The sequence below is a fragment of the Actinomadura coerulea genome (assembly GCF_014208105.1).
GTDB lineage: Bacteria > Actinomycetota > Actinomycetes > Streptosporangiales > Streptosporangiaceae > Spirillospora > Spirillospora coerulea.
This window is the reverse complement of sequence record NZ_JACHMQ010000001.1, coordinates 7,393,525-7,405,454: the sequence shown is the minus strand read 5'-3', so window position 1 is coordinate 7,405,454 and position 11,930 is coordinate 7,393,525. Positions and strand designations below refer to the sequence as shown.

At 73.4% G+C, this 11,930-nt stretch carries 18 protein-coding genes; all 18 read right to left on the bottom strand.

All coding sequences use genetic code 11. The features are described from left to right. Nucleotides 1-7: 7 nt before the first annotated feature. Nucleotides 8-460, bottom strand: coding sequence for a nuclear transport factor 2-like protein (locus BKA00_RS34465; RefSeq protein ID WP_185032198.1), 453 nt, complete (start codon nt 458-460; stop codon nt 8-10). 29 nt (nt 461-489) lie between these two features. Then, nucleotides 490-1,335, bottom strand: a complete 846-nt coding sequence (locus BKA00_RS40175; RefSeq protein WP_185032195.1) for an SGNH/GDSL hydrolase family protein — start codon at nt 1,333-1,335, stop codon at nt 490-492. A gap of 34 nt (nt 1,336-1,369) precedes the next feature. Next, nucleotides 1,370-2,014 carry an SGNH/GDSL hydrolase family protein gene (locus tag BKA00_RS34455; protein WP_185032193.1) on the bottom strand — a complete coding sequence of 215 codons (645 nt, stop codon included), beginning with the start codon at nt 2,012-2,014 and terminating at the stop codon, nt 1,370-1,372. Continuing rightward, nucleotides 2,014-2,271: an acyl carrier protein gene (locus BKA00_RS34450; protein WP_268248221.1), complete on the bottom strand. Its 258-nt coding sequence runs from the start codon at nt 2,269-2,271 to the stop codon at nt 2,014-2,016. Before BKA00_RS34450 ends, BKA00_RS34455 begins: the two co-directional genes overlap by 1 nt. Before the next feature lie 464 nt (nt 2,272-2,735). Then, nucleotides 2,736-3,740, bottom strand: coding sequence for a sulfotransferase family protein (locus BKA00_RS34445; protein ID WP_185032189.1), 1,005 nt, complete (start codon nt 3,738-3,740; stop codon nt 2,736-2,738). A 237-nt stretch (nt 3,741-3,977) separates the two neighbouring features. Next, the gene (locus tag BKA00_RS34440; protein ID WP_185032187.1) at nt 3,978-4,550 is read right to left on the bottom strand and encodes a GNAT family N-acetyltransferase; all 573 of its coding nucleotides are present in this window, start codon (nt 4,548-4,550) and stop codon (nt 3,978-3,980) included. Nucleotides 4,551-4,575: 25 nt separating this feature from the next. Further along, nucleotides 4,576-5,643, bottom strand: a complete 1,068-nt coding sequence (hypE, locus tag BKA00_RS34435) for a hydrogenase expression/formation protein HypE (protein WP_185032185.1) — start codon at nt 5,641-5,643, stop codon at nt 4,576-4,578. Continuing rightward, entirely contained in the window at nt 5,640-6,800 is a 1,161-nt protein-coding gene (gene hypD, locus BKA00_RS34430; RefSeq protein ID WP_185032183.1) for a hydrogenase formation protein HypD, read from the bottom strand. Before hypD ends, hypE begins: the two co-directional genes overlap by 4 nt. Next, nucleotides 6,800-7,069 (bottom strand): HypC/HybG/HupF family hydrogenase formation chaperone, encoded by a 270-nt coding sequence (locus tag BKA00_RS34425; RefSeq protein WP_185032181.1) that lies wholly within the window; start codon nt 7,067-7,069, stop codon nt 6,800-6,802. Before BKA00_RS34425 ends, hypD begins: the two co-directional genes overlap by 1 nt. Next, a complete protein-coding gene (locus BKA00_RS34420; protein WP_185035197.1) occupies nt 7,069-7,707 on the bottom strand; it encodes a D-sedoheptulose-7-phosphate isomerase in 639 nt (212 codons plus the stop codon). The genes BKA00_RS34425 and BKA00_RS34420 overlap by 1 nt, the downstream gene beginning before the upstream one ends. Before the next feature lie 5 nt (nt 7,708-7,712). After that, nucleotides 7,713-7,919 carry a HypC/HybG/HupF family hydrogenase formation chaperone gene (locus BKA00_RS34415; protein ID WP_185032179.1) on the bottom strand — a complete coding sequence of 69 codons (207 nt, stop codon included), beginning with the start codon at nt 7,917-7,919 and terminating at the stop codon, nt 7,713-7,715. After that, a complete protein-coding gene (locus BKA00_RS34410; protein ID WP_185032177.1) occupies nt 7,916-8,512 on the bottom strand; it encodes a D-sedoheptulose-7-phosphate isomerase in 597 nt (198 codons plus the stop codon). The genes BKA00_RS34415 and BKA00_RS34410 overlap by 4 nt, the downstream gene beginning before the upstream one ends. Continuing rightward, complete coding sequence (locus BKA00_RS34405; RefSeq protein ID WP_185032176.1) at nt 8,509-9,015, bottom strand: DUF892 family protein; 507 nt, start codon at nt 9,013-9,015, stop codon at nt 8,509-8,511. Before BKA00_RS34405 ends, BKA00_RS34410 begins: the two co-directional genes overlap by 4 nt. A gap of 23 nt (nt 9,016-9,038) precedes the next feature. Continuing rightward, nucleotides 9,039-9,170 carry a DUF6893 family small protein gene (locus tag BKA00_RS40170; RefSeq protein ID WP_268248220.1) on the bottom strand — a complete coding sequence of 44 codons (132 nt, stop codon included), beginning with the start codon at nt 9,168-9,170 and terminating at the stop codon, nt 9,039-9,041. After that, a complete protein-coding gene (locus BKA00_RS34400) occupies nt 9,167-9,958 on the bottom strand; it encodes a hydrogenase maturation protease (RefSeq protein ID WP_230298896.1) in 792 nt (263 codons plus the stop codon). The genes BKA00_RS40170 and BKA00_RS34400 overlap by 4 nt, the downstream gene beginning before the upstream one ends. Beyond that, the gene (locus BKA00_RS34395; RefSeq protein WP_185032175.1) at nt 9,955-10,947 is read right to left on the bottom strand and encodes a hypothetical protein; all 993 of its coding nucleotides are present in this window, start codon (nt 10,945-10,947) and stop codon (nt 9,955-9,957) included. Before BKA00_RS34395 ends, BKA00_RS34400 begins: the two co-directional genes overlap by 4 nt. Further along, nucleotides 10,935-11,609 carry a DUF6084 family protein gene (locus BKA00_RS34390; protein ID WP_185032173.1) on the bottom strand — a complete coding sequence of 225 codons (675 nt, stop codon included), beginning with the start codon at nt 11,607-11,609 and terminating at the stop codon, nt 10,935-10,937. The genes BKA00_RS34395 and BKA00_RS34390 overlap by 13 nt, the downstream gene beginning before the upstream one ends. Before the next feature lie 108 nt (nt 11,610-11,717). After that, complete coding sequence (locus tag BKA00_RS34385) at nt 11,718-11,921, bottom strand: hypothetical protein (protein ID WP_185032171.1); 204 nt, start codon at nt 11,919-11,921, stop codon at nt 11,718-11,720. Nucleotides 11,922-11,930 lie beyond the last annotated feature (9 nt).

Genomic DNA, 11,930 nt, shown 5'->3' with positions numbered 1-11,930 from the left:
CGGCTCCCTATGGCTGCGCGGTGTCGCCGGACGGGCCCCCCGCGTTGTCGGCGCCGGTCGGATCCTCCATGCGCCTGCCGACCACCCGGGCGAGCGTCATCGCCGCGGGCAGCGGGCGCACCATGACGGTCAGGCCCGTGACCAGCCCGGTCTCGCCGAACCTGAGCAGGTCCAGCCCCTGGAGGTCCTTGCCCAGCACCTTGGCGCTGAAGACGAGCGCCTGCGCCGGCGGGCCCGCGCCGTTCGTCCCGTCCGAGGGGACGCCCACCAGCTCGTCGGTGTAGTGGAAGTCCTCGAAGACGTCCAGCAGGACGCCGAGCAGGGCGGCGACGGCGTCGCGCCCCAGGTAGGGCTTCACCATCACCGGGCTGCGGAACTCGATGCCGGGGTCCAGCGCAGCGGTGATCGCGGCGAGGTCCTTGGACTCCACCGCCGAACGGAACGTTCCGGGAACCGTCATCCGGCTGCTCCCTTTCGCTTGCCGTGTGGTCAGTCGGCCGTCCTCGGCGGGACGGCCCCGGCGGGGGGCGTGTCCTGCGGCGGGTCGCCGGGTCCGGGGGCGGGCCCGGGGGCGGGAGCGGGAGCGGCGGCGACGGCGACGCGGGCGAGGTCGCGCGCCCAGGCCCGGTAGCCCGCGGCCGACGGGTGGAAGCCGTCGGCCGCGAAGAGCCGCCGGTCGCGGGCCATGGCCTCGTCCATGGGAGCGTGGACGGCGCCGCCCGCCGCGGCCGCGTCCCGCGTGATCCGGTCCATGGCGCGCGCCCGCGCGCCGAGGACCGAGCGCAGCGGCCGCGGCAGGGCGGGGAACCGGTGCACCGGCGGCATCCCGGCGACGAGCACGGTCGCCTCCGGGAACCGGCCGCGCAGGAGGGCGACGAGCTCGGTCACGTCCGCCGCCCACCGGCGCAGGGGACGCCGCCTGATCAGGTCGTTGATGCCCGTGGTGACGACCACCACGTTCGGCGCGGAGCCGTTCGCGGGCGGGACGAGCCCGCCGATGATGCGCCGGGCCGTCGCGCCGTTCCGGCCGGAGACCGACCACGCCACGCTGCGCCGCAGCCGCTCGCCGAGCTCCTCCGCCAGGAAGCCGGGCAGCGCCTCGGCGTGCCGGGACGCGCCGACGCCCACGGCGGTGGACTCGCCGATCACCATGACCCGCAGGGCCGGGCCCCGCCCGGGGTCGGCGCCGGCGACGAAGCCCTGCTCGTCCCCGGTCGCCGGGTCCAGCCGCGGTGTCCGCCGCACCGTCCGCCACGCCTGCACCGCCAGTACGGGAGCGAGGAGCAGCGGCATCGGCGAACGGATCGCGCGGGCGACGGAATGTGCTCTTTTCATCAGTCTCCCAGACTGCTGGATCGGCCCCCGGGACTCATTTCACCCGCTCACCGAGCAGGCTCGCCGCAATCTGCGCCATCACCTTCGCGACATAGGCGTGCCCGTCCGGATTCAGGTGGATTCCGTCGGCACTCCACATCGCGGGATCGGCGACCATCGCCACCGTTTCTCGCTCTGGAAACGCCATTCCGAACTCGCGCGACACCCGGTCGAGCTCGGCGTTGAAATCGTGAATGCGCTGCACCGTGCGTTTCTTACGGAACTGCGAGATCGGGGTGATGTCCAGCAGCGGCGGCCGCGGCACCGGGATGGCGAGGACGACCGCGCCGCGCCCGCGGCCCCAGCCGAACAGCTCCGCCAGCCGGCGCGCCGCGGCCTCCCGCTCGAAGCCGCGCAGCGCGTCGTTCATGCCGCAGCCGAGCACGACCAGCCGCGGCGCCAGCCCCCGCACGGCGGGCAGCTGGTCGCGCACCACGTCCTCGACCGTCGCGCCCGGGTCGGATGCGTTGAGCATCTCCTCGCGGGAAATCCCCAGGTGAAGGGCCAGCCGCCCGGCCCAGCCGAGCCACCCGCCGGCCGGATCCGGATCGTCCTGGCCCTCGGCCACGCTGTCGCCGAGCACCACCATGGCGGGCCCGGCGGCGTCGGCGCCGCCGACCTCGGGGGGCCGGCCGGCCATCACGCGACGAGGTCGAGCAGGTAGTCGGTGAGGTCGGCCACGGTCTCCCGGCGCCGCGCCTCGGTCACGTCGACCTCCACCTGCAGGTGGTCCTCGATGTCGCTGATGATGCTGATCGCGTACACCGAGTCGACCCCGTAACGGGCGAGTTCGACCCCGGGATCGATGTTTTCCACAGGCCTGTCGAGGTAGAAGGCGATCTTGTCAAGAAGCCACGATTGCAGCTCGTCGTGGGAAATTATTTCCGATCGGGCCACCGCCGCTCCTCCTTATGTCAGAGGATCATCAAAACAATCGTGATTGGTAACGGAAGACGAGCAACACGCAAGATACAGCCAAATGGTTGGCGTGTCTCGATCCGGGTGTGAACGATCGGACACGGAGGTGTCCCCGTCCTGTAAACCCAGTCAGTGGTACGGTAAAAACGGCGATAAGTTACTTGCCGGTAACCACTTCCGATAAGGGCCCAGCGCAGGCGGTCGCGGACCCGCCGCCCCGCACGTCCCACCGTCCCGCTCTCCCCCGCACGACTCCCGGCGGCACGCTACCTGCGCTGTTCCCTAGTCAGCCTCGTCCCGGCACCCCCCGGCCCCGGCCGAGAACCGGGCGCGTTCCAGGAGAGTTTCGGACAACCCTTCGGCGGGGTCCCGTGTGGCCCGGCCGAGGTCGCCTTACCTGAAGGCAAGGGACACCTATCCCTTCAGTCCCCGCCCTCAGTCTGTCAGGACATACTTACTGGACCGTTCAGCCACGAGACGACGGGGTTGGGCTCGCGTCCCCGCGCGAGCCGGTCACGGAGGGCCTGCGCGTGCCGCGCCCGCCAGCGGTGCGCCGCGAGGCGGTGGAATCTGACGAGCGGCGCCGCCGCCGGACGCGCCCCCTCCGTGATCGCGTAGCCGTGGCGGCGCAGCCGGGAGGCGAGCACGTACTGGACGAGGTCCGCCTCCCCCGCCTCCAGGCGGTCGCGCCACGCGCCGACGCTGCGGGCGTTGACGGCCTCGTGCGTGCCCAGGTGCCACTTGCGCGCGGACGGTACCGTCCTCCGCGCGTGCCGGTACGCCGTCGTCATGGCGGGGTCGTACTCCTCGCCGAGGAACGCGCACAGCCTCGTCAGGGCGTCCTCGGGGTCGGCGACCAGGTCCTCGTAGCGGAACTCGTAGAACGTGTCCGGCCCGAGGCGGGCCCGGAGGCGGGCGCCCGTGTCGACCGCCTCCCGCCACGTCAGCGCGGCGGCGTGGATGTCGCCGTCGAACCACGGCATCCGCGTCAGGGAGCTCACCGCGTCCCGGCCGTCCCGGACGAGATGGACGAACTGGGCGTCGGGGAACATCCGCCGGAGCATCGGCACCCGGCGGAAGTAGCTCGGCCGCTTGTCCCCCCAGCGCCGCTTTCCGTGCCGGCGCGCGTAGGCGCGGAACACGGCGGCGAGCGCCGACCCGAGCGTCGGCGGCCCCTGCACGATCTCCTCGGCCACGGCGGCGGCGTCCAGCCGCAGCGCCCCGAACTTGGTGCCCTCTCCGCCGGTGATCCATTCGGCCAGCGCGCGCCGGTTCTCCGGCCGCTCCAGGTCCCCGAACCGGTGCCGGATGTCGTAGGAGACATGCACGAACCGCGTCTCGGAGGGGAACGCGATGTGCCGGTGCGAGTGCAGCATCTGCTGGAGCAGCGTCGTCCCCGAGCGCGGGCACCCGAGGACGAAAATCGGTCGGCACGACTCCCCCGTCATGGCCAGCGACTACCCGCGCCCCCGGGAGCGAAGCCCAAACGAACTTCAACAGATCTCATGCTCAAGGCGCGGATTCCTCGGGCGCGCATAGGACGGCGAGATATGCGCCGCCGACCCGGCCGCGCGCTTCCCGAGTGGGTCACGGCTCCGCGTCCGCCGCCGCTCCGCCCTTTTCCGCCGGCGGCGTTTCCGGCGTCGAGTTCGGCGAATGCCCGCGCGGCGCCGCCCGCCGCCGGCTCAGGGACAGGGCATGCTCATGTAGAGCGCCTGCTCGCCCGCGGCGGGGGTGCCGTCGTAGAGGGCCGTGTCCAGCCCGCAGAAGGCGAAGCCCATCCGCCGGTACGCGTGGATCGCCGGCGCGTTGATGTTGGTGACCTCCAGCCAGAGGTGCCCGGCGCCCCGTTCGCGGGCGAACTCCACCGCGTGCCCCACCAGCGCGCGGCCGACCCCCCGGCCCCGGTGCTCCGGGGCGACCTCGATGTCCTCGATGGTCAGCCTGCGGTTCCAGCCGGCATAGGAGACGGCGACGAACCCGGCCAGATCGCCGGCGGCTCCGAGCGCGACGAAGGTGCGGTGATCTCCGTCGTCCCCGTCCCCGTCCCCGTCCCCGTCCCCGTCGTACGCGTCCTCCGGAAACGCCTTGGTCAGGGGCGGGTCCACGGTGATCTCCCGCAGCGCGAACCCGTCATCGACGGCGGTCACCTGGAAGATCGTGCCGGTGGTGAAGGAGCCGTCCAGGGCCTTGATGGCCTCGGCGTCCCCGGGGACGGCGGCTCGGTACCGGTAAGCGGTGCTGTCGATGACGGTCACGGCACGATGCTAGACGCGGGGCGGGTCAGCAGATGCGCGGTAGCGGGTCCCCGACCAGGAGGTCGACGATGCGGGTGCCGCCGAAGGCCGTCTTCAGCAGCACGAGACCGGACGGGTCGTCGGTCACGCGGCCGATGGCGGCGGCCTCCTCGCCCAGCGGGTGGGCGCGCAGCGCCGCCAGCGCGGCCGGCTCGCACTCGGGGGCGACCACGACCACGGCGCGGCCCTCGCACGCGACGTACATCGGGTCGATCCCGAGCAGCTCGCAGGCGCCCCGGACGGCGGGGCGGACGGGGATCGCGTCCTCCTCCACCACCACGGCCGTCCCCGCGTCCGAGGCCAGCTCGTTGAGGACGGTCGCCACGCCGCCCCGGGTCGCGTCCCGCATCCGGCGCAGGCCGCCCGGGCACGCGTCGGCCAGGTCGGCGAGCAGGCAGGTCAGCGGCGCGGTGTCCGAGACGACGTCGGCCTCCAGCTCCAGCTCGCCGCGCGCCAGCATGATCGTGACGCCGTGCTCGCCGATCGGCCCCGTCACCAGCACGGCGTCGCCGGGGCGGATCTCCCCCGCGAGCCGGGACCGCACGACCCCCACGCCCGCCGTCGTGACGAAGCAGCCGTCGGCCTTGCCGCGCTCGACGACCTTGGTGTCGCCGGTGACGATGTCGACACCCGCCGCGTCCGCCGCGCGCCGCATCGACTCGGTGATACGCCGCAGGTCGGCGACGGGGAACCCCTCTTCGAGGATGAACCCCGCCGACAGGTGCAGCGGCCTCGCGCCGCAGACGGCGAGGTCGTTGACCGTCCCGTTGACGGCCAGGTCGCCGATGTCGCCGCCGGGGAAGAACAGCGGCGACACGACATGGCAGTCGGTGGTGAAGGCGAGGTCCGCGCCGTTCACCATGAAGCGCGCCGAGTCGTCCATCCGGTCCAGGAGCGGGTTGGCGAACGCCTCCCGGAACACCGCCTCGACCAGCGTGCGGCTGGCCTTGCCGCCGGCCCCGTGCGCGAGCGTGATCCTGTCCTCGCGGAGCCGGGGCCTGCGGCTCCGCGCGCGCTCGATGCGTTCCAGTACCTGCTCCTCGCGGACGGTCATCGCACGGCCTCCCTGGCCTCGGCGGGCTCCCCCGCTTGCCCCGCCCCGCCGATCCGCTCGCGGGTGAAGCGGCCGAAGTTGTAGTACGCGGCGCAGGCTCCCTCGGACGAGACCATGCACGTCCCGATCGGCGTCTCCGGAGTGCAGGCCGTCCCGAAGACCTTGCACTCCCACGGCTTCAGGACGCCCTTGAGCACCTCGCCGCACTGGCAGGCCTTCGGATCGGCGACCCGCCCGCCGGGGATCTCGAAGACGCGCTCGGCGTCGAAGGCGGCGTACTCCTCCTTCATCCGGAGCGCGGAGTGCGAGATGAAGCCGAGGCCGCGCCACTCGAAGTACGGCCGCGGCTCCATGACCTGGGCGATCGCCTCCAGCGCCCGCGGGTTGCCGTCCCACGGGACGACCCGGCCGTACTGGTTCTCGACCTCCGAGCGGCCGCCGGCGAGCTGGGCCAGCAGCATGTGCACCGACTGCAGGATGTCCAGCGGCTCGAACCCGGCGACGACCAGCGGTTTCCCGTAGTCGCCGGTGATGAACGAGTAGGGCCGGCAGCCGATCACGGTGGACACGTGGCCCGGGCCGAGGAAGCCGTCCAGGCGCAGGTCCGGCGAGTCGAGGATCGCCTTGATCGCCGGAAGGATCGTCACGTGGTTGCAGAACACCGAGAAGTTCTCGACCCCCGCCGCGGCCGCCCGCAGCACCGTCATGGCGGTGGACGGCGCGGTCGTCTCGAACCCGATCCCCATGAACACCACGCGCCGCGACGGGTTCCGCTCGGCGATCCTCAGCGCGTCCAGCGGCGAGTACACCATCCGGACGTCCGCGCCGGCGGCCTTGGCGTCCAGGAAGGACCCCCTTCCGCCCGGCACCCGCATCATGTCCCCGAACGACGTCATGATGACGTCCGGCTGCGACGCGATGTGGATCGCGTCGTCCACCCGCCCCATCGGGATCACGCACACCGGGCAGCCCGGCCCGTGCACCAGCGAGACGCTCTCCGGCAGGTAGTCCTCCAGGCCGTGCTTGTAGATGGTGTGCGTGTGGCCTCCGCACACCTCCATGAGCTTGTAGTGCCGCCCGGGCTCGCACAGCGCGGCGATCGAGGCCGCGAGGACCCGCGCCCGCTCCGCGTCCCGGTACTCGTCGACGAAGCGCATCAGTCGATCCTCGATTCCCGCAGCGCGTCGATCTCGTCGTCGTAGGCCTCGCCGAGGCCCTCCAGCAGCGCCAGCGTCGCCCTCGCCTCGTCCTCGTCGATCTTGGACATGGCGAACCCGACATGGATGAGCACCCAGTCGCCGGCGGCGAGCCGCTCCCCGTCGAGCAGGGCGGTGTTCACCGCCCGCCGGACGCCGGTCACGTCCACCGTCGCCACCGGGCGGTCCGGCATGATCTCCACGATCTCGCCCGGTATCGCCAGGCACATCAGAAGGCCTCCCCCGCCAGTTCGAGCTGCGTCAGTTCCCAGAGCGCGTGGTAGATCGTCGTCTGCGCCTCCTGGACGCGGTGCACCGACGACGACGGGACGGTGAACAGGTGGTGCAGGCCGGGCGTCTCCGCCATCTGCCCCCCGGTGTATCCGGCGAGCCCGACCACCGTCATCCCGCGCCGCGCCGCCTCCCGCAGCGCGGCGATCAGGTTGTCGGAGTTCCCGCTGGTGGACAGCGCCAGCGCGATGTCGCCCGGACGCCCGAACGCGGCGAGCTGCCGCGCGAACACCACCTCGAACCCGACGTCGTTGGACAGCGCGGTCACCACGGCGACGTCGGTCGTCAGCGCGAGCGCCGGCAGCGGCCGCGCGGACCCGCCCGGATTGAGGAAGAGCGCGGCGACGTCCTGCGCGTCCGTCGAGCTGCCCCCGTTGCCGAACGTGAAGAGCCGGCCGCCGGAGCGGAACGCGCCCGCCATCCGCGCGGCGCACGCCGCGAGATCCTCGGCGTACTGCTCCAGGACGGCCTCGCGGAGCCGGACGATGTCCTCGACCTTCTCCCGCGTCGAGCGGCGCACGTCCTCCAGCAGGGTGTCCAGCCCCGAGCCGCCCGCGTACAGGAAGGGATAGAGCATCTCGGTCACGTCGTCACGACCCCGATCGCCTCCTTGGCGTGGACGAGCACGGTGTCGCCGACCTCGGCGTCCACCAGCGCCACGCTGACCCGTTCGAGCCGCCCGCCGCCGACGTCCACGTCCGCGAGGCCGCCCGCGAGGAGCCGCGCGACGACCACCGGGACGGCCTCGTCCGCGCAGGTCACGCAGTGATCTCCCGTGCATTCGGTCACGCCGTCACCTCCTGGCCGAGCACGCCCGGCTGCTCCAGGAACACGTGCACCAGCTCCCACAGCACGTGGTAGGCGGTGACGTGCACCTCCTTCACGACGCGCGGGTCGCCGGACGGCACGGTGACCAGGTGGTCGACCGCCCCGGCGAGCGCTCCCCCGTCCCCGCCCGCCAGCGCGACCGTCAGCATGCCGCGGTCGCGGGCGCACTCCATGGCGCGCAGCACGCTGCCGCAGCGGCCGTCCGGCGAGACCCCGAACGCGATGTCGTCCGAGCCGCCGAAGCAGCGGACCTGGTGGGCGAACGCGTCGTCGAACCCCGCCCCGGCGGAGACGCCGGTCAGCGTCGCGACGTCGCCGGTGAGCGACAGGGCCGGCAGCGCCCGCTTGCCGACGATCACCGGGTGCACGAACTCGACCGCGACGTGCTGCGCGTCGGTCGCGGCGGCGCCGGTCCCGAAGGTGAGCAGGCGCCCCCCGCGGTGGAAGCGCGCCGCCATCGCGTGGCAGGCCGCGGCGATCGCGCCCGCCTCGTCGGCGAGCGCGGCGCCCGGCTCCGCGCGGCGGCGGAACACCTCCGCCACGGCGGCGCTCACCGGCCGTCCCCCGCGGGCGGGGCCTGCCGGGCGCGCAGCGACATGTCCACCGCGAGGTCCCAGCGGTCCGACAGCTCGTGCGAGATCGCGTGGGCGTCCTCGCACATCGCCGCCGCGACCACCGCCGTCTCGCCGTCCCCGGCGCGGTCGGCGAGCCGCCGCAGCGTCTCACCCGCCGCGATCTGCAGGTGGACGGCGACGTAGGCGTCCCGCATGTGCCTGACGGGATCGCGGTGGCCGTGGCCGATGCCGCCCTCCAGCACCGACGCGAGCAGCGTCCCGGCGTCGCGCGCGATGCTCGGCGACGACCCGTGCGCGTGCAGCCGCGCCTCGATCGCCCTCGTGTACGCCCGCGACCGCTCGGCGTAGTGGCCGAGCGGCCGGCACAGCTCGGGCTCGTCCGCCGCCGCGGTGAGCATCTCGCTCAGCGCGGCCTCGGCGTGCTCCTGGAGCGCGTGCGCGTCCTTCAGATGGCCGACGAGCCGCCGCTCGATCGTCGACATGAGCGTCCGCTCCGCGTCCCCGATCACATCGACTCGGCTTTGAGGTACCGGCGCAGCGCCGGCATCTCCTTGACGAGCACCGCGACCGCGCCGGCCGCGACCAGTCCGAGCATCAGCCGGACGACGACCGAACCGACGCAGGTTCCCTTCCTCATCCCCCCGCTCCCTCCTGTGCGAGTTCCTCCGTGAATTCCTCCGCCAGCAGCCGCTCGACCAGCGCGGCGGCCTCATCGACCGCCGCGCCGACCGGCGCGCTGAGCCTCATCTCCCAGGTGGCGTCCGTGGTCCGCGCCGACGGCTCGCACGCGACGAGCAGGATGCGCGGCGGGACCGGGCCGTTGTCGCGCGCCAGCCGCAGCACCTGCGCGGGGTCGAGGCCGTGCGCGTCGACGGCGACGCCGCCGAAGTCGTCCGGGCCCGGCTCGACGAGCGACACGGTGCCGGGCGCGTGGCCGCGCTCGGCCGCGTCGACCAGGACCGCGGCCCGGTACCCGTCGCCGAGCGCGTACATCAGGTCGATGCCGCGGATGCCGAAGTCGACCGCGTCCACGCCGGGCGGCAGCGAACGGGCCGCCAGCCTCCGGACGACCTCCACGCCGAACCCGTCGTCGCCGTGGAAGACGTTCCCGATCCCCGCGACGAGGACCGTGCGGGACGGCGCCTCCCCGGGCAGCGGCTCGACCTCGTCCGGCCGGACGAAGAAGCGGTGCCCGAGCTGGTTGTAGGGGCCGAGGTCGCGGCCCGGGTCGTCGTCCAGCGCGACGACCAGGTGCACCCCGCCCTCCATGTCCTCCTCGACGCGCTCGACGACGGCGGTGCGGCCGACGAGCGCCAGGTCGAAGATGTCCGCGCCCCCGCGGGGACGCAGCCGGACCCGGCTCCCCGGAGCCGCCTCCCGCCCGCCCGTGCCCGCGCTCCGCCCGCCCACGCCGTCCCCGTTCACCAGACGTCCTTCCGCGGATCCCGCAGCGTGCCGTGCAGCGCCAGCAGCTCATCCGACGACAGCGCGCCGCACCGCTCCAGGACTCGCCGCGCCTTCGGGTCGGTCGCCGCCATCTCCCGCCGCTCGTCCTCGGTGAGGCTGAGCACGCTGAGGATCAGCAGCTGGTCGATCTCCGTCCCGTCGAACAGGTCGCCGGGGCTCTCCGGCGCCACCTGCGGCCAGTCGTAGAGGACGATCGGCGCCGCGAGGACGGTGTCGTGGCTGCCCGGCTCCCCCGCGAGGACCGGCCAGAGCCCGTCCTTGCCGCACCCGGCGGCCGCCTCCGCGAGCCGCTCCGGCGGATCCGTCAGCGACACGAACGCGCCGCCGCCGGTGCGCGCCAGGACATGGGCGCACAGCATCCCGGCGCGGACGGCGTCCTCGCGCTCCTCGGCGGCGCCGGTGTTGACGACCTCCACGCGCAGCCGCACCGCGCCGTCCCCGGCGGGCACGGCCGAGACCTCGACCCGTCCCTCCACCCGCCCCCACGACCGGACGAACCGCACACCGCCGCCCCCGCACGGCGCCTTGCCCTCCACGGGCTCCTCCTCGGCGCCCGCGGCCACCTCGACGGGGACCCGGACGGGAGCGTCCACGAGGCGCTCGACCGCGACCGGGCCGCCGGCGAGCTCGCGCTCGCGGGCCTCCTGCCACGTCGTATGGATCTCGTCCCCGATGCGGATCTCGTCCACGGGGGTGTCGCCGTGCATCACCTGGCGGTGCACCGCGTGCAGGAACCGGAGCGTGACCTCGACCTCGGTGCCGGGCCCGGCTTCGAGGAGGAACTCGGTGCGGACCGTCCAGCGGTCACTGTTCCGCTCGGCGTAGCCGCGCGGGTAGACGCCGCCGATCGTCCACCGCTGCCGGTTCTTCAACGCGGACCGGCGGTACGGCCAGAGGAGGTACCCCTCGTAGAGGACGGTGTCCGCGATCGCCCTCAGGCGGTCCACTCTTCCTCCCCGCGTCGCTTCTCGGCGTGGCTCAGCAGCTCGTCGACCGTGTCGTCGAACGAGGAGTGCGCGCGGCGCGCCCGGTAGGCCGACAGGCGGCCGAAGCAGTCGTCGTCCAGCCGCAGCCAGCGGGCCGTGCCGTAGTAGCGGCCCATCAGGTCCCGCCACACCTGGAGGGGCAGGTCCCCGGTGGCCTCGTGATGCCACGGGATCTGCCCGGTGCGCAGCGCGCCGTCCTCGCCGGGGTAGAAGACCGTGCCGTTGAAGGCGAGGTCGAGCGGGACGTCGCCGCCGCCGAGCGCGTGCAGGTACCGGTCGGCCGCGACCTGCATGTCGTGCCCGCACGGCAGGGACAGCGCCGCCTCCGTCCCGCCCCGGAACGTCGGCACGGTCGCGCCGACGCGCGCCCAGGTCAGGCCGCGCAGCGACCGGTCCCACATCTCCGGCGGGCCGAACACCCCGGCGAGCCGGTCGCGCTCCGCGTCGTCGTAGCCCCGGCGCGCCGCCGCGATCGTCACCGTCGTGGTCAGCAGGACGCACTGGACGGGCCCGCCGTCCAGCCGCCGCAGCCCGATCCGCAGGCTCAGCGTCGGCGTGGCCGCGAACTTCTCCGGCTCGATACCGAGCAGATCGAGCCCGAGCTCCGGTGTCCCATTCATCATGCTGTGTCTCCTTGTGGGGGGACGACCCCCCACACCCCCCGGTTCGCTGCGCTCATGCTGTGTCTCCCCGTGGGGGGGCGACCCCCCACACCCCCCGGTTCGCTGCGCTCATGCTGGTGACAGATTCGGCATCGAGTCGAGGATCGGACCGTGCGTCTCCGGGTTGATCCCCGTCGAGCGGGCCGCCGTGGACGTGCCGTCGGGCAGGTGCCCGACCTGCTTGTCGTAGTTGCCCGTCCGGTTGCCCTCGCGGACGCCCCGCGTGTGCGAGGGCTTGTCGGGAGTGACGTCGGGCTTCCCCACTTTGATCATCGTGTTCCC

Excerpts from the sequence above, each read along its gene's own strand:
- hypE (WP_185032185.1), bottom strand. The coding sequence starts at position 5,643 with ATGACCGTCCGCGAGGAGCAGGTACTGGAACGCATCGAGCGCGCGCGG.
- BKA00_RS34405 (WP_185032176.1), bottom strand. The coding sequence starts at position 9,015 with ATGTCGACGATCGAGCGGCGGCTCGTCGGCCATCTGAAGGACGCGCAC.
- BKA00_RS34445 (WP_185032189.1), bottom strand. The coding sequence starts at position 3,740 with ATGACGGGGGAGTCGTGCCGACCGATTTTCGTCCTCGGGTGCCCGCGC.
- BKA00_RS40170 (WP_268248220.1), bottom strand. The coding sequence starts at position 9,170 with ATGAGGAAGGGAACCTGCGTCGGTTCGGTCGTCGTCCGGCTGATGCTC.
- BKA00_RS34425 (WP_185032181.1), bottom strand. The coding sequence starts at position 7,069 with ATGTGCCTGGCGATACCGGGCGAGATCGTGGAGATCATGCCGGACCGC.
- BKA00_RS34385 (WP_185032171.1), bottom strand. The coding sequence starts at position 11,921 with ATGATCAAAGTGGGGAAGCCCGACGTCACTCCCGACAAGCCCTCGCAC.
- BKA00_RS34455 (WP_185032193.1), bottom strand. The coding sequence starts at position 2,014 with ATGGCCGGCCGGCCCCCCGAGGTCGGCGGCGCCGACGCCGCCGGGCCC.
- hypD (WP_185032183.1), bottom strand. The coding sequence starts at position 6,800 with ATGCGCTTCGTCGACGAGTACCGGGACGCGGAGCGGGCGCGGGTCCTC.
- BKA00_RS34390 (WP_185032173.1), bottom strand. The coding sequence starts at position 11,609 with ATGATGAATGGGACACCGGAGCTCGGGCTCGATCTGCTCGGTATCGAG.
- BKA00_RS40175 (WP_185032195.1), bottom strand. The coding sequence starts at position 1,335 with ATGAAAAGAGCACATTCCGTCGCCCGCGCGATCCGTTCGCCGATGCCG.
- BKA00_RS34420 (WP_185035197.1), bottom strand. The coding sequence starts at position 7,707 with ATGCTCTATCCCTTCCTGTACGCGGGCGGCTCGGGGCTGGACACCCTG.
- BKA00_RS34465 (WP_185032198.1), bottom strand. The coding sequence starts at position 460 with ATGACGGTTCCCGGAACGTTCCGTTCGGCGGTGGAGTCCAAGGACCTC.